The organism is Trinickia sp. (assembly GCF_036503415.1).
In the GTDB taxonomy this organism is placed as follows: Bacteria; Pseudomonadota; Gammaproteobacteria; order Burkholderiales; family Burkholderiaceae; genus Trinickia.
The window spans coordinates 36,884-62,116 of record NZ_DASXWY010000026.1; the positions used below are offsets into that span (position 1 = coordinate 36,884).

The 25,233-nt window shown below is 61.9% G+C and carries 22 protein-coding genes; 12 read left to right on the plus strand and 10 right to left on the minus strand.

Annotated elements, in window-relative coordinates:
- Positions 1-64: 64 nt before the first annotated feature.
- From VGL01_RS03690 to VGL01_RS03700, 3 genes are all read right to left on the minus strand, one after another.
- Positions 65-544: a lytic transglycosylase domain-containing protein gene (locus VGL01_RS03690; protein ID WP_331567255.1), complete on the minus strand. Its 480-nt coding sequence runs from the start codon at positions 542-544 to the stop codon at positions 65-67.
- Between the two features lie 261 nt (positions 545-805).
- Entirely contained in the window at positions 806-2,254 is a 1,449-nt protein-coding gene (locus VGL01_RS03695; RefSeq protein WP_331567189.1) for a helix-turn-helix transcriptional regulator, read from the minus strand.
- 440 nt (positions 2,255-2,694) lie between these two features.
- Positions 2,695-4,095 (minus strand): tryptophanase, encoded by a 1,401-nt coding sequence (locus tag VGL01_RS03700; protein WP_331567191.1) that lies wholly within the window; start codon positions 4,093-4,095, stop codon positions 2,695-2,697.
- 386 nt (positions 4,096-4,481) lie between these two features.
- Between VGL01_RS03700 and VGL01_RS03705 the strand changes: the two genes are divergently transcribed.
- The 3 genes from VGL01_RS03705 to VGL01_RS03715 all read left to right on the plus strand — a co-directional run bounded on the left by VGL01_RS03705 (position 4,482) and on the right by VGL01_RS03715 (position 6,118).
- Complete coding sequence (locus VGL01_RS03705; RefSeq protein ID WP_331567193.1) at positions 4,482-5,168, plus strand: glycine zipper 2TM domain-containing protein; 687 nt, start codon at positions 4,482-4,484, stop codon at positions 5,166-5,168.
- Positions 5,169-5,277: 109 nt separating this feature from the next.
- Positions 5,278-5,712 (plus strand): hypothetical protein, encoded by a 435-nt coding sequence (locus tag VGL01_RS03710; protein ID WP_414720164.1) that lies wholly within the window; start codon positions 5,278-5,280, stop codon positions 5,710-5,712.
- Between the two features lie 82 nt (positions 5,713-5,794).
- Positions 5,795-6,118, plus strand: a complete 324-nt coding sequence (locus VGL01_RS03715; RefSeq protein WP_331567195.1) for a hypothetical protein — start codon at positions 5,795-5,797, stop codon at positions 6,116-6,118.
- A 100-nt stretch (positions 6,119-6,218) separates the two neighbouring features.
- On the opposite strand, the gene VGL01_RS03720 is transcribed toward VGL01_RS03715, so the two are convergent.
- A complete protein-coding gene (locus VGL01_RS03720; protein ID WP_331567197.1) occupies positions 6,219-6,872 on the minus strand; it encodes a peroxiredoxin in 654 nt (217 codons plus the stop codon).
- Positions 6,873-7,397: 525 nt separating this feature from the next.
- On the opposite strand from VGL01_RS03720, the gene nirB reads away from it, so the two are divergent.
- The 8 genes from nirB to VGL01_RS03760 all read left to right on the plus strand — a co-directional run bounded on the left by nirB (position 7,398) and on the right by VGL01_RS03760 (position 18,283).
- A complete protein-coding gene (gene nirB, locus VGL01_RS03725; protein WP_331567199.1) occupies positions 7,398-9,830 on the plus strand; it encodes a nitrite reductase large subunit NirB in 2,433 nt (810 codons plus the stop codon).
- Positions 9,831-9,837: 7 nt separating this feature from the next.
- Positions 9,838-10,167, plus strand: a complete 330-nt coding sequence (gene nirD / locus VGL01_RS03730) for a nitrite reductase small subunit NirD (protein WP_414720165.1) — start codon at positions 9,838-9,840, stop codon at positions 10,165-10,167.
- A gap of 17 nt (positions 10,168-10,184) precedes the next feature.
- Entirely contained in the window at positions 10,185-12,917 is a 2,733-nt protein-coding gene (locus VGL01_RS03735) for a molybdopterin-dependent oxidoreductase (RefSeq protein WP_331567201.1), read from the plus strand.
- Between the two features lie 8 nt (positions 12,918-12,925).
- Positions 12,926-13,501: an ANTAR domain-containing response regulator gene (locus tag VGL01_RS03740; protein WP_331567261.1), complete on the plus strand. Its 576-nt coding sequence runs from the start codon at positions 12,926-12,928 to the stop codon at positions 13,499-13,501.
- Between the two features lie 2 nt (positions 13,502-13,503).
- Positions 13,504-14,628, plus strand: coding sequence for a CmpA/NrtA family ABC transporter substrate-binding protein (locus VGL01_RS03745; protein ID WP_331567203.1), 1,125 nt, complete (start codon positions 13,504-13,506; stop codon positions 14,626-14,628).
- A gap of 177 nt (positions 14,629-14,805) precedes the next feature.
- Positions 14,806-15,963: an HPP family protein gene (locus VGL01_RS03750; RefSeq protein ID WP_331567205.1), complete on the plus strand. Its 1,158-nt coding sequence runs from the start codon at positions 14,806-14,808 to the stop codon at positions 15,961-15,963.
- A gap of 102 nt (positions 15,964-16,065) precedes the next feature.
- Positions 16,066-16,482 (plus strand): MarR family winged helix-turn-helix transcriptional regulator, encoded by a 417-nt coding sequence (locus VGL01_RS03755; protein ID WP_331567207.1) that lies wholly within the window; start codon positions 16,066-16,068, stop codon positions 16,480-16,482.
- A 13-nt stretch (positions 16,483-16,495) separates the two neighbouring features.
- On the plus strand, positions 16,496-18,283 hold the full coding sequence (locus tag VGL01_RS03760) for a chloride channel protein (RefSeq protein WP_331567209.1): 1,788 nt from the start codon (positions 16,496-16,498) through the stop codon (positions 18,281-18,283).
- 324 nt (positions 18,284-18,607) lie between these two features.
- Here the strand turns inward: VGL01_RS03760 and VGL01_RS03765 are convergent, their stop codons facing one another.
- The 4 genes from VGL01_RS03765 to VGL01_RS03775 form a co-directional block, all read right to left on the minus strand.
- Positions 18,608-19,006 carry a hypothetical protein gene (locus tag VGL01_RS03765; protein ID WP_331567211.1) on the minus strand — a complete coding sequence of 133 codons (399 nt, stop codon included), beginning with the start codon at positions 19,004-19,006 and terminating at the stop codon, positions 18,608-18,610.
- A complete protein-coding gene (locus tag VGL01_RS26085; protein ID WP_414720166.1) occupies positions 19,007-19,573 on the minus strand; it encodes an RHS repeat-associated core domain-containing protein in 567 nt (188 codons plus the stop codon). It abuts the gene before it with no gap.
- Positions 19,574-19,726: 153 nt separating this feature from the next.
- Complete coding sequence (locus VGL01_RS03770) at positions 19,727-19,969, minus strand: hypothetical protein (RefSeq protein WP_331567213.1); 243 nt, start codon at positions 19,967-19,969, stop codon at positions 19,727-19,729.
- A gap of 370 nt (positions 19,970-20,339) precedes the next feature.
- Complete coding sequence (locus tag VGL01_RS03775) at positions 20,340-22,370, minus strand: acyltransferase family protein (protein ID WP_331567215.1); 2,031 nt, start codon at positions 22,368-22,370, stop codon at positions 20,340-20,342.
- Between the two features lie 429 nt (positions 22,371-22,799).
- Between VGL01_RS03775 and VGL01_RS03780 the strand changes: the two genes are divergently transcribed.
- The gene (locus VGL01_RS03780; protein WP_331567217.1) at positions 22,800-23,123 is read left to right on the plus strand and encodes a hypothetical protein; all 324 of its coding nucleotides are present in this window, start codon (positions 22,800-22,802) and stop codon (positions 23,121-23,123) included.
- Here the strand turns inward: VGL01_RS03780 and VGL01_RS03785 are convergent.
- Positions 23,086-23,958 carry a hypothetical protein gene (locus VGL01_RS03785; protein WP_331567219.1) on the minus strand — a complete coding sequence of 291 codons (873 nt, stop codon included), beginning with the start codon at positions 23,956-23,958 and terminating at the stop codon, positions 23,086-23,088. The two genes, VGL01_RS03780 and VGL01_RS03785, sit on opposite strands and share 38 nt — an antisense overlap.
- A gap of 120 nt (positions 23,959-24,078) precedes the next feature.
- Positions 24,079-25,158 (minus strand): NAD(P)/FAD-dependent oxidoreductase, encoded by a 1,080-nt coding sequence (locus VGL01_RS03790; RefSeq protein WP_331567221.1) that lies wholly within the window; start codon positions 25,156-25,158, stop codon positions 24,079-24,081.
- Positions 25,159-25,233: the final 75 nt, after the last annotated feature.

Here is a 25,233-nt window from a genome sequence, read left to right on the forward strand (position 1 = left end):
GCCGGACGATCACCCGTTACGGCTTTCATCCACACTAGTTGTGCACACAACTTGTCGTGCACGATCAATCGACGGAATGCGGTGCGCCGCGATCCACGGCCAACTCCGTTTCACGCTTTTCAGACAATACGCCCCAGCGGCGCAAGATGCCCGATATTTGCCGCGCATATTGGTCACGCAGTGCCGGCGTGGCGGAGTGATACGCCCCGACAGCCGCCCATGTGTTGCCGTATTTCAAAATCTGCCGCCGTAATTGCCAAGCTGCGATATAGATATTCTTGCATGGCGACATCAGCGCCTCGCGCCCGATGCCGTAACGGGCGAGCGTCGGCAGATGAATCGTGTTGATCTGCATGACGCCGTAATCGACCGAACCGTTGGCATTGACATGCGTGGCATCGGCACGGTTGTGCGACTCCTGCCAGGCGATGGCGCGCAGCACCATGGGATTGACGTGCTGATAAGCGGCCGCGGCATCGAAACAGTCGGTCGCACGCGCGCGTGGCGAAAAGCTCATCGCGCAGGCAAAGGCGGCGCATTGCATGGCGCCCCAGGCGGCCAGCGAGATCCGCCGCGTGCCGCGCGGCGAGCGGTCGGCACGCGCGGACCGTGCTTGATGGCGAATCCTTGAAATATTCGAGCGAATGATCATGGATGGAGCGATCGAGGTTGCGTAGTACGGCAACGAGCCGATGCTGGATCATCCCCGAATCTAGCGCGCCGCTCCTTGCGGCGCGCGAAAGATATCGCCAAAACGCGAAACAATTGGAAACGACTCGAGGTCTGCTTATGCGAATGACATGCGCTAGCGTTCGAGCGTTTCCGACGGCGCCTCGTTGAATTGCTTTCGGTAACTCGAAACGAGCGTCGAGCGGTTCTGCACACCCCATTTATTGGCGGCACCGAGAATATTGCGCTCGCTCGTGAACGGATCCTCGAGCTCGGCGCGAATGCGCTCCATGCGCTGTCGGCGGATCAGCTCCGTCGGCGACAAACCGAGGAAGTTCTTGAATGCCGTTTGCAACGCGCGTTCGGTCACGCCGATTTCGATGGCGAGCTCGCGCACCGAGAGATCGGCACGGTCGAGGTTTTCCTGCATATATCGATAGGCGCGACGATACTTGGCCGGCAACCGGGCCCCGACGTCGTCGAGCTGCGGCGCGCGACGCGTCGTGCGGCTGACGAACGGCGCGATCGCATGCGCATCGGTGCGCAGACATTGCATCGACAACAATGCGTACCGGCTGTAGAACTGCATCGCTTCCGGTGCGCGACCCTGAACCTGCCGCAGCTTCGAGACGCAGTAGAGATATTCGAGCTGCCGGTGACCAGTCGACGTTGCATGATCGAGACGATGCAGCGGCTCGATCAGCGTTTCCGCGAGCTGGGGCGCCCCGCATGCGAGCGCGGCCAGCACGGTCTCGAGGCGTGTGGTGCGCACATACTCGTGCAACCCCGCCTGCTGGGCCCACTGGAGGTGCCGCGTGATCCCCTCCATCGCCGCACGTTCGCCGCGCACGAGCGCGCGGACATCGCGCAGATAATCGATGCGCTGCCGCAAGAGCGGCGCGCTCACGCGCAATGCGGCGCTCTCGCGCACCGAAATCGCCTCGCTCGGATCGGCTGCGCCCGCCATGCCCTCGGCAGCTTCCGAATGCCAGTACACGTGATCCCCAAGCGGATCGGCACCGCGCAGCTCTCGCTGCACGGCCAGGTCATAGCGCAGCGTCGTCACGATATCCTGCAGCCGTTGCCCGTCGCTTTCGGGCAGCGACTCGACGAAGGCACCGAGTTCTTCGAGCAGATTCAGCGCATCGCGCGCGTGGCCAAGCTGATGCAGTGCGCAGATGATGCCGAAGCGGGCGTCGAACACCTGCAGCGGATCGATTCCTGTCTCCTCCATGACGCGCGCAAAACATGACAGCGCCGTCGTGAGACGGTGCCGAAAGAGCGCCTGCCAGCCTGCGTTTCGGCAAGAGGTCGCGCGCATGGCCTGACGTGGTGCGCGAAGCAGCTTTTGCGAACGTCGATATTGCTCCTCGGCTTCGTCCCCAATGCCGAGCGTGCTGAGCATGTCCGCGTGCAATTGCAAAAGCCAGGGCAGATCCGCATCCTGAGGATCGTCGTCCGCCCAGCGGTTCGCGTACGCGCTCGCCGCATTCAAGCTGCCTTCGCGCACTTTGTCGAGAAACGCCGCAGGCGTGCAGCGCATTCCCTGCGCTGCGACCAGCGGAAAATAGAGAGCCGGAAACATCGTGCAACTCCTCGTTGATGCACAGGTGTCGGTGCGACGCCGCGCGACCGCGTGCAGATGCGATGAATCGATCTCGCGCCGCGTGGGGAGCGGCAACACGGACCTGACACCGAGTGCATTTGCACCACTATAGAGAAGCACCTACACCACATATTCAACAAATCTGACTATCGGCGGCCATTTGAGAACTGTTGAGGATCGTCGGCGACGCTTTCCGACCGTGTCCAAATAGAGGAACTCGCCGCCGCGAAGTACGGAGTTCCGTAGGCTCGAACCGTTGCCTGTTCGCGTTCGATATCCACGGCCCCGCCGGCCCCGCTTCGCTCGAATCAAGAATATGTGCTGACATAGCAAGAGCGGCGACCCAATTCCGTAGGCGTTCGTTTAACAACCGACGCAATTCCCGGGAGGGCGGCGGGAATAAATTTCGCAGATAAGTGTTAGGTCAACGGACGAAAGCGTGCGAGGAAATGCCGCAGCGTAGGCGGCTCCTCTTCGAACGCATAACCGCGCAGCTCGTCCGCGCGACCCTTGGCCTCCATGAGCACATCCGCCACGTAGTCCATGTGATCGTTGGTATAGGTGCGCCGCGGGATGGCAAGGCGCAGCAGTTCGAAGGGCGACGGTTTCTGCCGGCCGGTCTTCGGATCGCGGCCGAGCAACAGTGAGCCAATCTCGACACCACGTACACCGCCCGAAACATAAATCTCGTTTGCGAGTGCGAGTGCGGGAAACGCTTCGGCCGGAACATGCGGCAGCATGCGCGCCGCATCGACGAATACGGCATGTCCACCGCATGGACGCTGCACCGGTACCTCCGCTTCGTCGAGACGAGAATACAAGCGTTCGACCTGCGCCACGCGATAGGCGAGCAACGTTTCATCGACCGCTTCGACAAGTCCTTGCGCAATGGCCTCGAGGTCGCGCCCGGCCAGGCCGCCATAAGTGACGAATCCTTCCATCAGCACGCACCGCGAGCGCACCGCTTCGAACAGCTCGCGATCTTCGCGGATGCAGACGAGCCCGCCGATGTTGACCATGGCATCTTTCTTGGCCGACATCGTCAGCATGTCGCCGTAGCGATACATCTGCGCGACGATCTCCGTAATGGACGCATTGGCGTAGCCCGCTTCGCGCGACTTGATGAAAAACGCGTTCTCGCTGAACCTCGCCGAATCGATCACGACGGGAATGCCATGGCGCTGAGCAAGCTCGTAGACCGCCTTCATATTGGCGAGCGACACGGGCTGGCCGCCGCTGCTGTTGCAAGTAACCGTCGTGACGATGGCCACGACATTGCGGGGGCCATGCATCTCGATCAAGGTCTCGACTCGATCGAGATCGAAATTGCCCTTCCAGGGGTCGTAGGACGCCGTATCGAAAGCACGGCGTGTGAGCGCATTCAACGCTTGTGCACCGGTCAGCTCCACATGCGCAGCCGTCGTGTCGAAGTGATAGTTCGAAATGAACACGGGATCGGTCGCACCGCGCGTCGCACGCGCGCGCTCGACCAGACACGGGAAAAGCACGTGCTCGGCCCCGCGGCCTTGATGGGCCGGCACCATGTACGCATAGCCGAACAAACGCGCAACGGTTTCCTGCAGGCGGAAATAGCTGCGCGAGCCCGCGTACGATTCATCGGCCTGCATCATGGCTGCCCATTGGCGGTCGCTCATGGCGCCCGTACCCGAGTCGGTCAGCAAATCGATATAGACGTCCTCACCGCGCAACTGGAACGGGTTGTAGCCTGCCACCCTCAACGCCTGCTCGCGCTCGGCCTGTGTCGTCTCGCGAACCGCTTCGACCATCTTGATGCGAAAAGGCGCTGGGAGTCTCTTCATGGATGACGCTCCTTGACGATGAGTCTCGACACAAAGCCCATGCCGCACATGACGACATGCGATGGACTGTCAAGGCCATTCTATGAGCCATCCGAAATGCATCGCCCTCGCCAAATCAGTAGCCATTATCGAGGTCATCGTCAGGCGCTACGAAAACGTCCGATCGACGCCGTTCTCGCCCAAGCCGCATGCCGCGCCGCAAAATCGAGCCGGCTCAAGGGGTTGCGCTGCGTTTCCCGCCGATATCCACAAAGACATCCACCGAAACTGTGGATAACTCGGACGTTGGCGATGCGGCACTACAAACGCTTACAAATGTCACCGATCTACGGTCCACCGGAGAGCGCGATGCGGCGTTTTTTCAGGCAATCCCTTTGGAGACTCACATGAATACGAATCTGCCCACCGACCTCCCGCAACGCAGCCGCATCCACCCGCTCATCGCGGCAGCCGCCGTTGCCGTGGTGCTCGTCAGCGGCACCGGCATCGCCGCGATGACGGGACTCTTGCCCACCTCGCGTGCGGTGACGGCGCCGCCGCCCGAGCAGGTCGCCTCCTCCGCGCTGACGGGCGCCAGCATGCCCGTGGCGGCAGTGAACCCCGCGATCGCGCAAGGGTCGACACAGCGCGCGGAGCCCAGCGTGCCGCGTGTACCCCACCACCACATCGCGCGGCCGGCGCCTTCATCCGTGAACGAGAATGCGTACGGCAACGGCTCGCCAACGCGGCAGGCGGCAATCGATCCGAGCGCGGGTGAGATCGTCGCAATCAATACAGTGCAGACGCCGGAGCAGACCACCGGTGTCGGCGCCGTGGGTGGCGCCATTGCGGGCGGCTTGCTCGGCAACCAGGTGGGCGGCGGCCGCGGCCGCGTGCTGACGACGATAGCCGGTGCTGTCGGCGGCGGCCTCGCAGGCAACGGCATCGAGCACGCCGTGCGCAAGAACACGACTTATCAGGTGCAGGTGCGGATGCAAGACGGCAGCTACCGCAACTTCAGCTATCCGGCACAGCCCGGTTTCCAGATCGGCGAGCATGTGCGTGTGGTCGGGGATTCGCTGAGCGCGGCGTGACGAAGGGTCGGGCCGACGCGGTCAAAATTACGCAACCATCGAGAATGTGACAGTTGCGTTATCATGGCCTCTGTATTTTTGACCGGATATCCGAGGCCAGGAGACCATCGTGATCGACGCGAGTGCGTGGTTGACATCCCAGGAATATGCGCATCGTTTGTTGCGCGATGTGATGGGTGCGCACGGTCTGGTGGTTATCGGCATGGGGCGCGCCGGCGAGCGGGGCTTTCAGATGCTGTACCGGTTTTCGGACGCATGCGACGAGTTGGAAGCGAGCGGCGTCAATGTGATTTTCGTTTATCCCAAGGAATCGGCGCGCCACGTTTTCGATGCCACCTCGATCCGGGGCGCTCGCTATCGCGGCAAGGCGTGCCTTTTTCTGGATGCGGAAGGCCGGTTCTTCAGAAAGCCTGTCGACGCGCAGAGCTTGCGCGCGATTCATCTCGATCGGGATATGCGGCAGACGGTAGCCGCGGATATGCCCTTGCGCGATGCCGCGTGGGATACGAGACTGCGCGCCTTTTTAACTGCGTGCCGCAGTTAGCGCTTCACCGCGCGCCAATTTTCCGATAGCCGGACAGCATTCAACGGCGCTACACTTTCAGCACCATCGCTGGAGAGCCGCCATGACTGATCTCGACCCGAACCGGACGTTTCGCGGGCTCCCCCTGACTCCGGAACAGGATGCTGAAATCCGCCACTACATCAAAATGCGGAAGCAGCAAGGCAAACCCTGGGAGACGCCGGAACTCGAAGCGATGCTGCGCGACATGCTCGAGCCGCCGCTGGAAGATGACGTCGACGACGATTCCGATCCCGATTTCGGTACCACACGTCTCGCCGCGGAGCGCGCGCAGTTTTCCATCGACGACGAAATGGATCCGACGGAAGCGTCGGAGGAATTGCATGCGGCGATGGAATCCGAGGCCATGAAGCGGTTGAACCGCTAACATCGAACCGCCAGGGCCGCATCAGCCGGACGCGCGCGGGGCCGGCCGGCGGCATGTGGACCTGACGACGTCCGCATGCCGCAAACCAAGCGAAGGCCGTTTATTTCGGCTGAGCCACCGTCCGCAGGTACGGCTTCAGCGTCTTGAACCCTTGCGGGTACTTCTTCTTCGCGTCCTCATTCGATACCGAAGTCGGAATGATGACGTCGTCTCCCGGTTTCCAGTTCACAGGCGTGGCCACCGAATGCGCCGCGTTGAGTTGCAGCGCGTCGAGCAGGCGCAGGACTTCGTCGAAATTGCGCCCCGCGCTCATCGGGTAGATGAGCATCGCCTTCACTTTCTTGTCGGGGCCGATGATGAACACCGAGCGTACCGTGGCGTTATCGGCCGCCGTGCGCGTGCCGCCGCTCGCATTCGGATGAATCATGTCGTAGAGCTTCGCGACCTCGAGGTCCTCGCCGCCGATGAGCGGGTAGTTGACCGGATAGCCCTGGGTCTCCGCGATGTCGCCCACCCAATTCTTGTGGTCGCTGACCGGATCGACACTGAGGCCGATGATCTTCGTGTTGCGCTTGTCGAACTCCGGCTTCAGGCGCGCCATATAGCCGAGCTCCGTCGTACAAACCGGCGTGAAGTCCTTCGGGTGAGAAAACAGGATGGCCCAGCTGTTGCCGATCCACTCGTGAAACTTGATCGGCCCTTCTGTCGTTTCAGCGGTGAAATCCGGTGCATCGTCACCGATCCTGATAGTCATATCAAACCTCCTTTCGTCTGGACGTCCCTACATTGACAGGTCCTGATCCGCACAATAGCGATGCGCCGGTTCGAGCGCGAACCGGCGAGCGCAAGGCGCGGGATGAGGCTCCGAATTATAGACGCCGGAGACCCCCCGTTGGGTGGGCGAGCGCACCGAACCCGAATGTGCCGCGCCGAAGGAGTGCGACGCATGGCCGCGGCTGCACTGCTGCGGTGCAATACCCCGGGCTTTCCGCGCCCCGAGATAGTGCGCGCGGTGTGCCACAGCGCGCAAACCCCAATATGCGCCGTGCATTTCACATCGCTGGCATAGCCCTTGCATTACTCCGCCCGCGCCCTGGCAACGGTGTCGGGCGCGGGCAGGACATGATGCGATGCGGCACCCTTGCCGCGATCGCCAACGGATTAGGACAACGGCGTCCCCTCGTGCATCGGCACGGGCGGGCGCCGTTTGTTTTCGGGTTCGGATTTTTGGTCGGGCAACGACGCTGCGACGCCACACGCTTGAGAAGGAGTCCAATCGATGAACAAGCCACGACTCGTCGTAATCGGCAACGGCATGGCCGGCATTCGCACGATCGAAGAACTGCTCGCCCTCGCCCCCGACCAGTACGAGATCACGGTCTTTGGCGCCGAGCCGCATCCGAACTACAACCGGATCCTGCTTTCGCCGGTGCTCGCCGGCGAGCAATCGTTCGACGACATCGTGCTGAACCCGCTCGATTGGTATGCGAAGAACGACATTCAGTTGCACCTCGGCAAAGCCATTTCGCGCATCGATCGCAAGCGCCGCCTCGTCGTGGCGGAAGACGGTACCGAAGCACCCTACGATCGGCTGCTCATCGCCACCGGCTCGCAACCGTTCATCCTGCCCGTGCCCGGCGCGAATCTGAAAGGCGTCATCACCTATCGCGATATCCAGGACACGCAGGCGATGATCGACGCCGCCAGCGTGAAACGCCATGCCGTCGTGATCGGCGGCGGGCTGCTCGGCCTCGAAGCGGCCAATGGACTCAAGCTGCGCGGCATGGAAGTGACCGTCGTGCATCTGGCTTCCACGTTGCTCGAACGCCAGCTCGACACCCAAGCGGGCAAACTGCTGCAGCGCTCGCTCGAAGCACGCGGCCTCACGTTCCTGCTCGAGAAGTCCACGAGCGAGATCGTCAGCAACGAAGCCGGCGAAGTCGCTGCCGTGCGCTTCAAGGATGGCGAGGAAATCGCAGCCGATCTAGTCGTCATGGCCGCGGGCATCCGCCCGAACACGACGCTCGCCGAACAGGCAGGCCTTTATTGCAATCGCGGTATCGTCGTCAACGACACCCTGCAGACTTACGACCCGCGCATCTATGCCGTCGGCGAATGCGTGAGCCACCGCGGCATTGCCTACGGGCTCGTGGCCCCGCTTTTCGAGCAGGCCAAGGTCTGCGCGAACCATCTCGCGCTGATGGGCATCGGCACGTACAAAGGCTCGGTGCTCTCGACGAAACTGAAGGTCACCGGGATCGATCTCTTTTCCGCGGGCGACTTCATCGGCGGCGAGGACACCGAGCAGATCGTGCTGTCCGACCCTTCGAGCGGCGTCTACAAGAAGCTCGTGATCCAGGACGACCGCCTCGTCGGCGCCTGCCTGTATGGCGATACGGCCGACGGAGCATGGTATTTCAAGTTGCTGCGTGAAGGACGCAAGCTCGGCGAGCTGCGCGATCGCCTGATGTTCGGCGAATCGAGCATTGGCGACGGGGGCGTGCAGGGTCATAACCGCGCGGCCGCGATGGCCGACAGCGATGAAGTCTGCGGCTGCAACGGCGTTTGCAAAGGCACCATCGTCAAGTCCATCACCGAGAAGGGCCTCTTCACGCTCGACGACGTCAAAAAGCACACGAAGGCGGCCAGTTCCTGCGGATCGTGCTCGGGTCTCGTCGAGCAGATTCTGATGAGTACGGTGGGGACGAGTTTTCAGGAAACGCCCAAGACGAAGGCGATGTGTGGCTGCACGGAGCGCACGCACGACGAGGTCCGCAAGGCGATTCGCGAGAACAAGCTGCTCACGCACCAGAACGTCTACGACTTCCTCGAGTGGCGCACGCCGAACGGCTGTTCGACGTGCCGCCCGGCCATCAACTACTACCTGATTTCGACGTGGCCGCACGAAGCCGTCGACGATCCGCAAAGCCGCTTCATCAACGAACGCGCGCACGCAAATATTCAAAAGGACAACACCTTCTCGGTGGTGCCGCAAATGAAGGGCGGCGTGACGACGCCCGATGAGCTGCGCCGCATCGCGAATGTCGCCGATAAGTACCAGATTCCGATGGTGAAGGTGACGGGCGGTCAGCGCATCGATTTGCTCGGCGTCAAAAAGGAAGATTTGGTCGGCGTCTGGCGCGATCTCGGCATGCCGTCGGGCCATGCGTACGGCAAATCGATCCGCACCGTGAAAACCTGCGTCGGCAGCGAGTTCTGCCGCTTCGGCACGCAAAACAGCACGCAGATGGGTATCGATCTCGAAACCATGCTGGCCAACATGTGGTCGCCGCACAAGGTGAAGCTCGCCGTTTCGGGCTGCCCGCGCAATTGTGCCGAAGCCGGCATCAAGGACGTCGGGGTCATTGCGGTGGACAGCGGATGGGAAATCTATGTCGGCGGCAACGGCGGCATCAAGACGGAAGTCGCGCAGTTCCTCGTCAAGGTGAAGACGCCCGAGGAGGTCAAGGAGTACACGGCCGCGTTCCTCCAGCTCTATCGCGAGGAAGCGCACTACCTCGATCGGACCGTGCACTACCTCGATCGCGTCGGGCTCGACTATGTGAAGCGCAAGATCGTCGACGATGCGGCGAGCCGCCAGGCGCTCTACGAACGCCTGCTCTTCTCGCTCGAGGGCCTGCCCGATCCGTGGCAGGAGCGTATCGAAGGCGCGCAAGAGCGCGAATACATTCCGCTTACGGTTGTCAATTGAGGATTTGATGATGGATCGCTTGTCCCTTCCCAACTGGACTCACGTCTGCCAGGTCTCCGACATTCCGCGGCTCGGCAGCCGTGTGCTCAAGCGTGCCGACGGCGATATCGCGATCTTTCGCACGGCCGATGACGAGGTCTTCGCCCTGCTCGATCACTGCCCGCACAAGGGCGGCGCGCTTTCGCAAGGCATCGTGCACGGCAAGGCCGTCACCTGCCCGCTGCACAGCTGGAACATCGAACTCGCAACCGGCGAGGCGCGCGCGCCCGACGAAGGATGCGCGCGGCGCTTTCCCGTCAAGGTCGACGGCGAGGCGGTATACGTCTCGATCGCATGACGGGGAGCCCTACCGCGATGAAAACCGTCACGCGCTCGACTTGTTGCTACTGCGGCGTCGGCTGCGGTGTGCTGATCGAAGCCGAGCACGGCCGCATCACGGGTATCGCGGGAGATCCGGATCACCCGGCGAACTTCGGGCGCCTGTGCACGAAAGGCCGGACGTTGCCGCTGACGGCGGCCGGCACCGGCGGCCGCGCGCTGCGCCCTGAAATGCGCCTGGCGCGCAATGCCCCGCGCGAAGCGACCGATTGGGATAGCGCGCTCGATCACGTGGCCTCGCGTTTCGCGCAAATCATCGAGCGCGACGGGCCAGACGCCGTCGCGTTCTATATCTCCGGGCAGTTGCTGACCGAGGACTACTACGTCTTCAACAAGCTCGCGAAGGGCCTCGTTCGCACCAACAACATCGACACGAATTCGCGGCTTTGCATGTCGAGCGCCGTGACCGGCTACAAAAAAGCACTGGGCGCCGATGGGCCACCCACCTGCTACGAAGATCTCGAGCTCGCCGAAACCGTGCTGTTCGCGGGCAGCAATATGCCCTACGCGCATCCCGTCCTGTTTCGCCGGCTCGAGGACGCCAAGGCGAAGAACCCGGCGGTGCGCTGGATCGTCGTCGATCCGCGCCGCACGGACGTGGCCGCGCTCGCCGACATGCATCTGGCCATCCAGCCCGGCACCGACGTGGCGCTCTTCAACGGGATGCTGCACCACTTGATCTGGGAAGGCTTGATCGACCGCGACTTCATCGAAGCTCATACGAACGGCTTTCTCGATGCCAAGGCGCTCGTACGCGAATATTCGCCGCGCACGGCCGCCAGTGTGTGCGGTATCGCCGAGGAAGATCTGATCCGTGCAGCCGAATGGTTTGCGACGAGCCCCGCGGCGCTTTCGCTTTACTGCATGGGGCTCAACCAGTCGAGTCACGGCACCGACAAGAATCTGGCGCTGATCAACCTGCATCTCGCCACGCGACAGATCGGCAAGCCGGGCGCGGGTCCGTTCTCGCTCACGGGGCAGCCGAACGCCATGGGCGGGCGCGAGGTGGGCGGTATGGCGACCATGCTCGCCGCGCATCGCGACATCGGCAATGCCGGGCATCGGGCCGAAGTCGAAGCGCTTTGGGGCGTCGAAGGATTGTCTGCGCGCCCCGGTCTGCCGGCCGTCGACATGTTCGACGCCATCGCGGACGGCCGTATCAAGGCGGTCTGGATTGCCTGCACCAACCCCGTTCATTCGATGCCCGACATCGCCCGCGTGCGAAAAGCGCTCGAGAAGGCTGAGCTCGTCGTCGTTCAGGAAGCGTTCGTCCAGACCGACACGGTGCCGTACGCCGACGTATTGTTGCCTGCGGCGACATGGGGAGAAAAGTCGGGCACGGTAACCAACTCGGAACGGCGCATTTCGCGCGTGCAAGCGGCCGTGCAAGCGCCCGGCGATGCAAGAGCCGATTGGTGGATCGCCGCCGAAGTGGCGCGGCGCCTCGAAGGCCGCCTTGCCAGCCGTACCCGGCGCCCGGAGGGCGAGCCCGAAGGCATCGCTTCGGACTCCACACTATTTCCTTATGCGTCGCCGGAAGCCGTTTTCGACGAGCATCGGGCACTGACGATCGGCCGCGATCTGGATATCGGCGGGCTCAGCTACGCGCTGCTCGAAGACGAGGGGCCGAAGCAATGGCCGTTCGTTGCGGGCGCCGGTGAGGGCTTGGCACGCCGTTACACCGACGGTGTGTTCGCGACGGCCGACGGCCGCGCGCAGTTTCATCCGACACCTTACCTGGGCGTTGCCGAACCCACCGACGCACGGTATCCGTTTCGCCTCGTCACGGGCCGCTTGCGCGATCAATGGCACGGCATGAGCCGCACCGGTCGCGCCGATGCCCTCTTCGCGCATGCGCCCGAGGCCACCGTCGTCATGCAACGGGGAGATGCCACTCGGCGGGGGCTCAAGGACGGCGATCTCGTCGCCGTGGCGAGCCGGCGCGGCAAGGTGGTGCTGCCCGTCGAAACGTCGGACGATCTGCGCTCGGGCACGCTGTTCACCGCGATGCACTGGAGCGGCCAGTACCTCAATAGCGGCGGTGCGAACGAAGCGACGATCGCCGCGGTCGATCCGCATTCGGCTCAGCCGGAACTGAAGCATGCCGCCGTTCGGATCGAAGTCCCGGACCTGCCGTGGCGCGTCGTTGCCGCCAAGCGAGGCGACACGCTCGCACTGCGCGCCGCCGTCCAGCCGCTATTGGCCGAGCGCCGCTACGCGTCCGTGCGCATCGAAGACGAAAATCTGCTCGTCGTCTCGGCGGCCGACTCGGTCGCGCATTCGGAGTGGGTCGAAAAGCTCCACGATGCGCTGGGACTACCGCGCGGCGACGACCTGCTCGAATATCGCGATCCACGGCGTGGGCGCGAACAACGCGTCGCCTGGAGCGGTAACATGCTCGACGGATTCCTGCTGACGGGCGACACGAGCGGCGCGCGCGCCTTCATCGAGCAGATCCGCTCGCTGGCACCGTGGCCGGGGCCCCGGCACACGATTTTCCTGCCGGGCGGCGAAGATGCATTGCGCTCGCTTGCCCCGCGCGCGCGTATCGTCTGTAATTGCAAACAGGTGACGCAAACGCAAATCGAACAGGCCGTCGGTGCGCATGCCAGCTTCGACGATTTGAAATCGACGCTCGGCTGCGGTACCGTCTGCGGCTCCTGCGTACCGGAAATCAAGCGACTGATGAAAGCACCTGCTGCTGCATGACCTCGACGATGCTGCGCATCCTGCTCGTGACCGACACCGAAAAGCCCATCGGCGAGATGCGCGAGGCGCTCGCGCGCCTCGGCTACGAGATGCTCGCCGAAGCGGCCACGCCGCAGGCGCTGCCGAAGGTCGTCGAGCGCGAGCGGCCCGACGTCATCATCGTCGATACGGAATCGCCGTCGCGCGACACGCTCGAACATCTCGCCGTCATGAACGAGGCCGCGCCGCGACCGGTGCTGATGTTCAGCCATGACGCGAACCAGCAGCTGATTCGCGAGGCCGTCGACGCGGGCGTGACCGCCTATGTCGCCGAAGGTCTCGCACCCGAGCGGCTTGCACCGATTCTCGAAGTGGCGCTCGCGCGATTCGCCCACGAGGAGAAGCTGCGCCAGCGCCTCGCCAAGGTCGAAGGCGAACTCGCCGAGCGCAAGACCATCGATCGGGCCAAACGGCTTCTCATGGAGCGCGGCCAGATGTCCGAGCACGACGCCTATGCCACGCTGCGAAAGCGCGCGATGGATGCTGGCGTGCGGCTCGCCGAAATCGCTCGTCGGCTCGTCGACGCGGCCGACTCTTCGAGGTAGACATGGATACCGATACGCTGGCCGCCAGCGCCCCCGACTCGCCCGGCGCGCTCGAAAAAACCCACTTGCGGCTGGGGTTCGTCGCGCTTTCCGACGCCGCGCCGCTCGTTGCCGCGAAGGTGCTCGAATTCGGCCACCGTCATGGGCTCACGCTCGAGCTGTGCCGCCAGCCGTCGTGGGCCGCCGTGCGCGACAAGCTGCTCTCGGGCGAGCTCGATGCAGCGCATGCGCTGTATGGGCTCGTCTATGGCGTGCAGCTCGGCATCGGCGGCCCGCAAGCCGACATGGCGGTACTGATGGTGCTGAACCGCAACGGGCAGGCGATCACGCTGTCCACGCAACTCGCGCAGGCACTCGATACAACCGGCAGTTTGAAGGCCGCGCTTGCCACGCTGGGTCGCGCGCCCGTGTTTGCGCAAACCTTCCCGACCGGCACGCATGCCATGTGGCTTTATTACTGGCTCGCGGCACAAGGCGTGCATCCGCTGGAGGACATCGAGAGCGTCGTCATTCCGCCACCGCGCATGGTCGATGCGCTGGCGCGGCAGACGCTCGATGGGTTTTGCGCCGGCGAGCCCTGGCATGCCCTTGCCGAGGCGCGCGGGGCCGGTCAGACCGTTGCCGCAACGAGCGAAATCTGGCCGAACCATCCCGAGAAAGTGCTCGCATGCCGGCGTGACTTCGTCGCGCACCACCCCAATACGGCGCGTGCGTTGATTCGCACGATGCTCGAAGCGTGCCGATGGGTCGACGCCCCCTCGCACCGCGACGAAATCGCGCCTTGGCTCGCCAAGGCCGATGCGCTCGACGTGCCGGGCGAGCTCATCGCGCCACGCCTTGCCGGCCGCGACGGCGGCGTGCGCTTCGCCAAACCTCCGCTGCCCGTTGCGTTCTTCGACAGCGGCGCGGTCAACTACCCGCGCGTGTCCGACGGCCGGTGGTTCCTCGCTCAATATCGCCGCTGGCGTTTGCTGCGCGGTGGGCCAACCGCTGGCGCCGACGACGCAGCCATCGCCTCGGAGATCAATCAAACCGTGCTCTACCGCGAAGCCGCCGCGCTCGCCGATGTGCCGATTCCTGCCGAAAACCGCACCGAACTCTTTTGCGACGGTGCGACCTGGCCCTGAGCGCCGATAAACGTTTTGCCGATCCTGCGCCAGCCGGCCGTTGTATTCGCGCATCGCTGCCGATGGCCGACACGTGACGATATGTCACGGCGCGATATAATCGCTGCCCGCTCGCGACGAGCCGGCACGTACTGCCGCACGTCGCTTCGCTTTCGATCAGACAAAACGAAACGTCACGTGCTTCATCCCGCCCTCGCCCGCTGGCTGCTCACCTTCGTCCCGCATCCCGTCTCCGTTCCCTGGCGCGAACGCATTCGCTCGTGCATCGGCGCGCTGGTCGGCATCGCCGTGACCGGAGCAAGCATGCACTGGCTGCTTGGCGACGAGGGACGCATTGCGCTGCTCGTGGCGCCGATGGGTGCCTCCGCTGTGCTCCTTTTTGCCGTACCCGCGAGCCCGCTTGCGCAGCCGTGGTCGTTCATCGGCGGCAATCTCGTGGCTGCCACGCTAGGCGTGCTGGCGAGCCGCTTGTTCGGCGATCCGATCGTCGCCGCCGCATTCGCCGTGGCAGCGGCCACCTGCGCCATGTTTGCGCTGCGCTGCGTCCATCCGCCGTCAGGCGCTGTCGCGCTGACGGCCGTACTCGGCGGGCCCGCCGTGCATGCGCTCGGTTTTCGCTTCGTGCTCGAGCCGATCGCGCTGCAATCGTTCGTACTCCTTACCGCTGCCATCGCCTATCACACGTTGACGCGGCATCGCTATCCGCATGTGCGCCGGGCGAGCGCTCAAGCTCAGACGGCAAGCGATACGGGCGGCACCGGTGTGACACGCGCCGACATCGAAGCGATCGTGCGCCAGCAAGGCGAGCTCATCGACGTGGCCACGGACGACTTACAGTCTCTCTTACGCGAAGCGCAGCTGCTGGCGTACGCGCGCAGCTTCAGCGATATGACCTGCGCGCGGATCATGTCGCCCGACGTCGTGACGGTGACGGTCGATAGCACCGCAGCGGCAGCCTGGCGGTTGCTCGAACGGCACCGCATCAAGGCGCTGCCCGTCATCGACGACGAACGACGTGTCGTCGGCATCGTCACGCGCACGGATTTCGTCGGTCGCACCTCGTTCGGGCTGCGGCGCGTGCGCAACGCACGCTTCGCATGGTGGCGTCGGGACGAGGCGGCGGGCCGCCGCGTAGCCGAATTGATGACATCGGCAGTCTGCACGGTTAATGTGTCGGTCGCGGTCGCCCAATTGATCCCGCTTTTTGCGCATTACGGCCATCATCACATTCCGGTCATCGACGATAATCAGCGCCTGGTCGGCATGATCACCCAGTCCGATCTGATCGGCGGGCTGCACCGCCAGACGCAGACACGGCGCTTGCAATCGGCGTAAGGCGGAGCAACATGCGCGTCACCCCCTTGCCACACGGGCGACCCAGAACCGAAATATCACAATGTGATATAGTTTCGCGTTCACATTTTCGCTCTGCCGACCATGAAAACCATAGCTTCCCGCGCGCTCGCCAAAACCGACTTCGAGCAGCTTTCGGAGTTTCGTTTCCAGATGCGCCGTTTCGAGCGATTTTCGGAGCGCGCTGCGCAAGACGAAGGCATTACGCCGCTGCAGTATTTGCTGCTGCTTCATATCAAGGGATATCCAGGCCGCGAATGGGCGACCATCGGCGAATTGGCGGAGCGGCTGCAAGCGCAGCATCACGGCGTGGTAGCGCTCGTTACGCGCTGCGAAGCGATCGGGCTCGTCAAGCGTAAGCCGAGCGAGGTCGACCGCCGGCAAGTGGAAGTCCATTTGCTCAAAGCGGGCGAAACCATTCTCGTGCGGCTGGCCGCGCTGCATCAGGCCGAATTGAAGTCATTACAAGGCACGTTCAGCGTGCCGCAAATCGACCTTTGAAGTCACATTTCAGATGAGCATCGACACACACAAGCGGGATTTCTCTTCCAATGCGCGACTGCCCGGCATTTGCGCACTCGCGGCCGCCATCGGTGTGCTCGGTACCATCGCAGCGTATGTCCTGCTCAACCTGATTCGCCTTTTCACGAATCTCTTCTTCTTCGGCGCCTTCTCGTTCGCCGATCGGCCGCCTGCCGACAATGCGCTGGGGCTTTGGGTCATTCTCGTTCCGGCTGCGGGTGGGCTCGCCGTCGGAATGATCGCGCGCTTCGGCTCCGAGAAAATCCGCGGGCACGGCATTCCTGAAGCGATCGAGGCCATTCTCTTCGGCAAGAGCCGGATGTCGCCGAAAGTGGCGATCCTGAAGCCGCTTTCGTCGGGCATCGTGATCGGCAGCGGTGGGCCGTTCGGTGCCGAAGGCCCGATCATCATGACCGGTGGCGCGCTGGGTTCCCTGCTCGCGCAGTGCTTCAAGGTGACAGCCGGCGAACGCAAAACGCTGCTCGTCGCGGGCGCCGCGGCCGGCATGACCGCCGTGTTCGGCACACCGGTTGCAGCCGTGCTGCTCGCGGTCGAACTCTTGTTGTTCGAGTGGCGCCCCCGCAGCTTCCTGCCTGTCGCGCTCGCCTGCGCGGTCGCGGGTTTCATGCGCGCAGCGTGGCTCGGTTCTGGTCCGCTCTTCCCGCTCGAAACGGCGCAGCCGAATGCGATTTCGCTTCTATCGTGTGCGATTCTCGGCATTGCCTGCGGTGCGCTGGCCTGCGGGCTCTCGATGGCGCTCTACAAGACCGAGGATCTCTTCGGCAAGCTGCCGCTGCACTGGATGTGGTGGCCCGCACTCGGCGGGCTCGTCGTCGGCATCGGCGGCTTCATCGAGCCTCGCGTGCTTGGCGTCGGTTACGACGTGATCGGAGACCTTCTGCATCAGCAGTTGGCAGTGAAGGTCGCGCTTGCCATTCTCGTCGTCAAAGCGATCGCCTGGGTCGTTGCGCTGGGCTCGGGCACGTCGGGCGGGGTGCTTGCGCCGCTGCTCATGCTGGGTGCCGGCCTGGGCATCGTGTTCGGTCAGGTGCTGCCGGGCAACGAACCGGCGTTATGGCCGCTCGTGGCAATGGCAGCGACGCTCGGGGCAACCCTCGGCGCGCCGCTGACCGCCGTCGTTTTCGCATTCGGCCTCACGCACGACAGCAACGCGTTTTTGCCGCTCCTCACGGCGACCCTGTTTGCGCATGGATTCACGACGGTCGTCATGCGACGTTCGATCATGACCGAGAAGATCGCAAGGCGCGGCTATCACATTTATCGCGAGTACGGTGTCGATCCGCTCGAGCGTCATTTCGTCGATGAGGTGATGACGCGGACCGTCAAGACGATCGATGCCGCGATGCCCGTGCACGATGCATTGGAGACATTTTTCGGCGCGAGCCAGACGCATCGTGCCTATCCGGTCGTGCGCGGCGAACGTCTCGTGAGTGTCGTCGATCGCATGGCGCTGATGGCGCTCGTCGAAGGCGAGGCGGCCGTCAAGAGGGGCACTTCGGTCGGCGATGCGATCGCGCGCACTACCCCACCTGTCGCGCTTGCCAACGAGACCTGCCGCCTCGTCGCAACCCGCCTCGCCGTTCACGGTCTCGAGCGCTTACCGGTCGTGGCCGATCGCGAGTCGCTGCGCCTCATCGGGATCGTGGCGCGTAGCGATCTCGTCAAACCGGCGCAACTGCATTTCGACGAAGAACACAAGAAAGAACGGTTCCGCCGCTTCGCACCGCTGCGAGTGGGGAAGCGGCGCACGGGGATGTGACGTAAAGCGTCTCATGCGCTGCGCCGTGGGAGGGTGCGGCGCTCGCGCGGTCTTTGCGGATCGCGGCGGATACTTTCGGCTCGCGGGTAGATGCAATGCGGCAAGTGATTGCTATGGCGCGATCAGCTCGGGCGATCTGAGCTAGCAATGACGGCGTCTGTTGCACTGCTTTCTTCTGTCAGTATCACTGACGGACCTTAGTGTAAGCCTGGTTGGCTTAACTAAACAAAAAGGATTGATACCGTTGAGTGGATCGCTACACAGCCATAAAGGAGAGTGGGCGATATTATTGAGAAATAAACCCACCAATCTTTTAAGTCATATTCATTTTTTACAGTAAATATTATGACGCCCCGCATCAATATATTCATCTATTCCCTCTTCCGAATAACCCAACAAACCTCCAATTATTCTATCGACGCTCTCATCAGCTCGCCCAACTCTATTCATCGTCTGCAGCGTCAACTTCATCGCAGGAATTCGCCAAACCTCATCTTTAAGAGCATACATCACATATCTCGTAACTACCACCGGACTACCCGACGATTGAAACTCAAGAACATCCTTGACTAGCAGTCCATTTTCAACATATACGTCAAATTTATCTTCCTGAATATATTCATACGTCAATCCGTTCATTACCGAGCAGCAAAACATAGATAATGGCTTTTCTTCAGAGATCATCATCTCCAGTTCTTTACCCATATGCGGCGCAGCATTCATTTATCTGGCTCCTTCGGCACAGGAGCTCCTCCATATAGCCAAGCTCCGATCCTCCATTAAACACTGGCTACACACATTCGGATAGAGAGGATTGACACCACCATACTGAACGGGAGCGCTACAAGATTGACCACCGACTCCGGGGCAAGGGACTACAGGGGGTTTCGGAGGTGGACATAGCCCTAACGGATCAGTCAGATCAATCGGATCGCCATTAACATAGGCGTAAAGATTGGCCCCGCGCGCCAACTCGATGGGGTCTTGGCCGACGAAGCGGCCGAATCCCGGGCGATAGTAGTGTGCTCGATAGTATACAGACCTATACCATCGTTCTCCCGTCCGACGTACTGCACCGCACTGGCATTCGCCTCGCCGTTCGCCGTCGTGTCGCCATACGGCTCGTAGGCGTAGCGCTGGTCGTGACCGCCCCGCCGCCATCAGTAAGCGCCACGTGCTGCCCACCGCGTCCGTCACAACCTGTCTCGTGCCGAGGCCGTCCGTACGGCTGAATACTTCGTCGATGCCAAGCCCCGTCAGCAAGTTCGCCGTAGGCGTGCCGCGCGCCATCGCCCGTCAGGTTGACGTTAGCATCATAGGTCAACGACGCACCCGCCCAGTTCGTCAGCCGATTGCCGGCATCGTACGTCGCGCTCGTCATCGCCGCGGGCAAGGTCAACGTCGCCTACCCCGGAAGCGCCACGTTGGATCAATATTATTGAGTCAAGCTTCAACCCACACTATGCAGCCCGCATAGTGATCTTCTATTGTCCCAACAGCGGCTTCGAATTCGTCTTTTTTTAATAAATCAAATAACACATTAAACTGAGTAATTTCATACCTGTGCAAATCAACACCAACCAAATCAACCCCACCACTCACCCAAAGCTTGCAATCAGGAAGGCTGGCCTTCATATTTACGAACTCATCGACACCACCCCTCGTCTTTGCAAAAAAAACATTCACAATTTCCTCCGCAGCGAGTGGAGCCCCACCCGTGACTCAATAACAGCGATGCAAGCCGCTTAGAAGAGTGGCTCGCCCTCGCCTCGCGTCCCATTTCGCCAAACATGAATATGAGGGGCAAGCCCACCGTGAGTGTGACTGAAATCCAGGTCAAAAAGTTGCGTAAAGCTTCTCACACCGAGACCATCGGTGCGGCTGAACAGTTCGTCGATCGGCCCGCATCCAGCGCCCACTGAGCGGCCGCTTCCCGGGAACAAGGAAGGTGACACGGTACGCCGAACTCCGCAACGGCAACGCTCGACCTCGCCTCGCTGACGCTCAAGAGCCTTAACATCAACGTTTCGATTGGGTCCGATCAATACTTTTCCGGTTAACGCGGCTGTCGTCCGAGAATAGTGTCTACCTCGCCCGGATGCCTCCGAACGTATTTCTCGTACAGCAATGAACTGCCAGCCGCGCTCAGATGATGGTAGTCATCGAATCGGTAGATCGGCAATCCATCGAAATCGAGTTTGCACACCTTGTCGGTACAGGGAACGTCATAGGTATGCATGATGTCGACCTGCGGATACTTGTCCTTCAGTCGCTGCAACATCGCCTGTATCGGCGCGTGTTGCTCGCGAGCAATTGAGACATCGAACTGGCACACGTGACGGCGTACAGGAAACAACAGATCGTTGTTGAAGTTGCAGTTCACCAGGTCCATTGGAATCATCGGCACGTCGTCCATCAAAACAACATGCTTGCCCGCGGCCGACAGCTTCGCGATCGTGTTGCCCAGCTCGCGCTCCAGTTGGCCCGGCAAGAAGCCGTGACCACTCGGACCCGCGTTCGGGTCGGTGGACTGATTCAGGTAGTTTTGCCACGCCGCGGCCATGAAAACCGTGCGAATTTCAGGGCGCGATAACGCGAAAGCCATCACCGCCCTATCGTGGTCAACACATTTCAGATGATCGTCCAACCAAGCCATGTTGCCTGGCTTCGGTGGCTCGTTTTCAATGGGCGGGCAAAGAGTCAGCGCAACATCATGAATCGCTACTCCCTTGTCCTTCCCCATCCGATCGAAGAATAGGATCAGGTGATAGGCGTGCGAGTCCCCCCAGAGGATCGCCTTGTTCTTCGCACTGGAATCGCCAAGCGTACAGACCGCTTCGTCGGTAACAGCAACCTGTGACCAGCATTTCTTCCCGCGTGGCATGTCGAAAAGAGCGTCGCCAGATCCACGCACGTCCGCGCGGATCTTTGCCGGATACGCGAAGAGGAATCCATCACTCACCTTCGCCGTGCCCGCAAGAAGACCCGACACCAAAAGCGGCACGAGCAGGAACGCCACAAGCGCACGGCCAGCTGGCATCGCCAATCGACGCGACGCGCCCTCGACGTAAAGATAGGTCAACACCGAGAGGACAAAGGCAACGCCGATCGCAATCGCGTAGCCCGTCGATGACGCCAGCTCCAGCCTGCGAAACGCAAAATACACGGGCCAGTGCCACAGGTACAAGGGGTAAGAAATCCGCCCTAGGAACACTGCTGCCGGGTTTGCGAGAATCCTCTCCAGCCCAACCGACCGCCGACCGGCGTAGATGATCAGTAACGCCCCGCCGCATGGAACGATTGCGCCAACGCCTGGAAATTGTGCCGTTGCGCTGAAACCAAACACACCGAACAGCACAATACACAGGCCAGCGACGAACAACGCATCGAAAAGTCGCGAGCGTGTGGGCTCTCGCTTGAACTCTGCGAACGCCAACAGCGTACCGACGAGAAATTCAAAGGCGCGATACTGCGCGAAGTAATACGCACCCGTTGACCCTTTGTGCGCCGCTGCGATCGCCCATGCAAATGACCCAGCCGTGAGCAACGCAAACGCCGGCACAAGCCAGCGCCTTGCCTTCCTGTGCAGCAAGAACAAAAGAAGTGGCAGAACAACGTAGAACTGTTCTTCGACGGACAATGACCAGGTGTGCAACAGCGGTTGATCGGCCGCCTTTGCATCGAAGTACCCCGTCTGTTTTGACAGGTAGATGTTCGATGTCATCGTGGCAACCGCAAGGATATTCTTCGCCAGGTGGAAACTGTCGTCAGGGAACGAGAACAGGAGGCTGAAAGCCAGCGTCGCCGCCAACACAAGATACAGCGCAGGCGCGAGCCTCTTGGCTCGGCGTGCGTAGAAACCCTTGAACGAAAACGCGTCGTGTGACAGGTCGCCAAGAATCGATGTCGCAACAACGAAGCCCGAGATTGTGAAAAACACGTCGACGCCGGTAAAGCCGCCCGCGAAACGTGAGTAGCCAGCATGGCAAAGCATCACCGAAAGTACGGCTACCGCTCTAAGGCCATCGACATCGGGGCGATACTGCTGAGAAACGTGAGTTTGCTTTTTCTTGGGGGACCAGAGCATAGACAGCGCCGCCGATAAGGCGGGATTGGGGAACTATCTGGGATTGAATCGCGGAGAGACGGCTATGATACAGGACGCCCGTCACGCGTCGAACTCGCCGCGCTTGTGCAAGTGCGTTTGGGACCGCTCGTTCGACCATCACCGGCTACTCGGTTCAATTGGCTATGTGCCGCCGGCCGAAGCTGAAGCAACGTATTACCAGCAACTCACCGAGCGGGCCGTCACGGCCTGACTCAAACTAACCGGCCTCTACGAAACCCGGGGCGATTCAGACAAGGATGAACAACCTAACGGATAAGGTGCGATGGGCTCGTCTTGAGCATGAAGCGGGTCATCCGGTTCGTTCGGCCTCGCACAGTCCGATACGACCGAAGGTATGACAATAGGCCGCAATCGCAGATGCCGATCTGGCGTGCGAGGAGACCGAAAATGAATATGCTCGATATGGCCGCACGGGCCGGCCTGCAGGTACTGCTCGATGCGCGCATCGGCAACGAGACCTACCATAGTGTGAGCGGCTCGATCGCATCGCTGCAGCGTTTTGCCGATGCGGTCGCCGCCGCGACGCGGGCTGAAGTGCTCCACGCCTCGTGGCCGAAAGCGGGCGTCAACTCGTCCAGGCTGCGTTGTGCCGCGGCACGCAGACGACGCGTCCGCTCTCTGGTACTGCGATGCTTCCGGCAGTCGACGCCACGGCGGGGTTCCGCACGATGGATCAGTGCGGTCGTGCCGCGTCGCGCACCTTCTGCCTGATATCGTCAGCGAGAGCACGATGCGTTCCGGCCAGCGTAACGAGGTCTGTTGCGCCCTGCGGCCGCTCCGCGACGTCAAGGATTCGCTCCGCCGTTGCAACCTTGGACAGCATTTGACCGTGTTCAGAAAGCGCATTCAGCACGGTCATGCCATCTTTTCTGCATGCGATCGCGAGCAACCGCTCCCTAAGGGCGAGAGCCTCCTCCGAGCTCGAGCCGGCCGGCAGTTTGCCGTGGGCAGCGCTAAGCTGCTCAAGTATTGCCGAGCTGTGCTCCTTCATCGCACCTGCTAGCTCTGTGTAGCTGTAGCCCGAATCCACGAGGTCTGCCAGCGATGCCAGCTTCGTTGCGCCGTTCTGTTCCGCGGCGAGTTTCAAGACATTGGGAAGCGATGCACCGTGGAACAGCGTTTCCCAATGCTGAGACAACGCGCGCAACACCTTTACGCCATCGTTCCCACATGCGATTTTAGTCAACTGCTCGCGACGTGCAGCCTGCTCCGAGGGCACTAAGGCCGCCGCCAAATTGCCGTGGGCTCGGCGAAGCGCTTCGAGCCCTGCTGAACCGTGTTTCGCTTCCACGCGGGCCAGTTGCTTCGCGGTGTAGCGGAAATTCGTGAGATGCGCCTTGGCATCGTCATTGTCGGCGGGCGTCGAGACGGAAAAAGTAACGTCCCGGCGGGCACCTTTTTGAGGCGCGTCTTGCAATGCCGGGCTCTCACCTTGCGGCGTTGCATGCGAACCCGCTTCGACGCGTTCCGAATGCGCGGCTCCGTCTGTGGGGGCTGGCTGATCCGCGCCTCCCGTGCCTTGTGTCGCTCGTCCGACATTCGTCATTTGAGACTCCCTCCCGCTGATCGATGAAAGTGACTTCGAAGCCACTATAGGCGGATGAGCGAAACCTCAACGGCGAATAACGAAGCGGGGAATCGTCGGGCGAACGGGACGTGGTTCAGTTCATTCGTCGGCCGCCAGATCCTTTTTTGCATCGGCACCGAGAATACGCTCGGAAAGTTTCTGATCGTAACTCGAATGGATATGTGTACGCTTTTTCTCGGGAAAGGCGTAGGTATAGGCCTTGCGCAACGCAAGCGAGGCCTCGTGAAAACCCGAAAGAATCAGCTTTTGCTTGTTCGGATAAACGGCAATATCGCCCACCGCGAAGATGCCCGGACGCGACGATTCGTAATTCGACGTATCGACAGCCACACGACCCGCGAGCGTCTCGATCCCCCAATGCGCGATCGGTCCGAGCTCGGCAACGAGGCCGTAAAGCGCGATGACATGATCCGCGTCGATGACCACCTCGCCACCAATCTGCTTGATATCGACCGACTTCAGCACCCCGCCATCGGCGTTGAGCGCGGCAATCGTACCGATCACGATATCGAGCTCATCATCGGCTGCCGCGCGCTTCGCTTCTTCCACTGATGCGTTCGCCGCGCGAAACGTCTCGCGCCGATGCACGAGCGTCACGCGCTTTGCGATGTTGCGCAGCGCAAGGGCCCAGTCGAGCGCCGAGTCGCCGCCCCCTGCCACGATGACGCGCTGCCCCGCAAATGCGGCAGTTTCACGCACGGCATAGTGGATGTGCCGGCCTTCGAGCGCTGCGGCCGATTCGAGTGCGATACGCTGAGGCACGAACGCACCGTTGCCGGCGGCCAGCAGCACCGCCGCGGTATCGAACACGAGTCCCTTGTCGGTACTCACGCGCCAGCGCTTGTCATCGCCATGCGATTCGAGCGTCGTCACGCGATGCCCCAAGTGTTGAGGCGGATCGAACGGACGGCATTGTTCGGTCAGCCGCTCGACGAGTTCGCGCGCGGTGCATACGGGTATCGCGGGAATATCGAAAATCGGTTTGTCGGGATACAGCTCGATGCATTGACCGCCCTGCACCTCGAGCGCGTCGACGAGGTGACAGGTCAAACCGATCACGCCGGCCTCGAACGCCGCAAAAAGACCAACGGGTCCCGCGCCGACGATGAGGACATCGGTACGAATGGTGGCGTTCTCTGGCGATGACGTGCTGCTCACGTTCGAATCCTCTCGATGAGGGCGGCGGCCCTCGAAGCGAGGTTCGTCGGCCCGCGCCGGTTTCAATGGCATCGA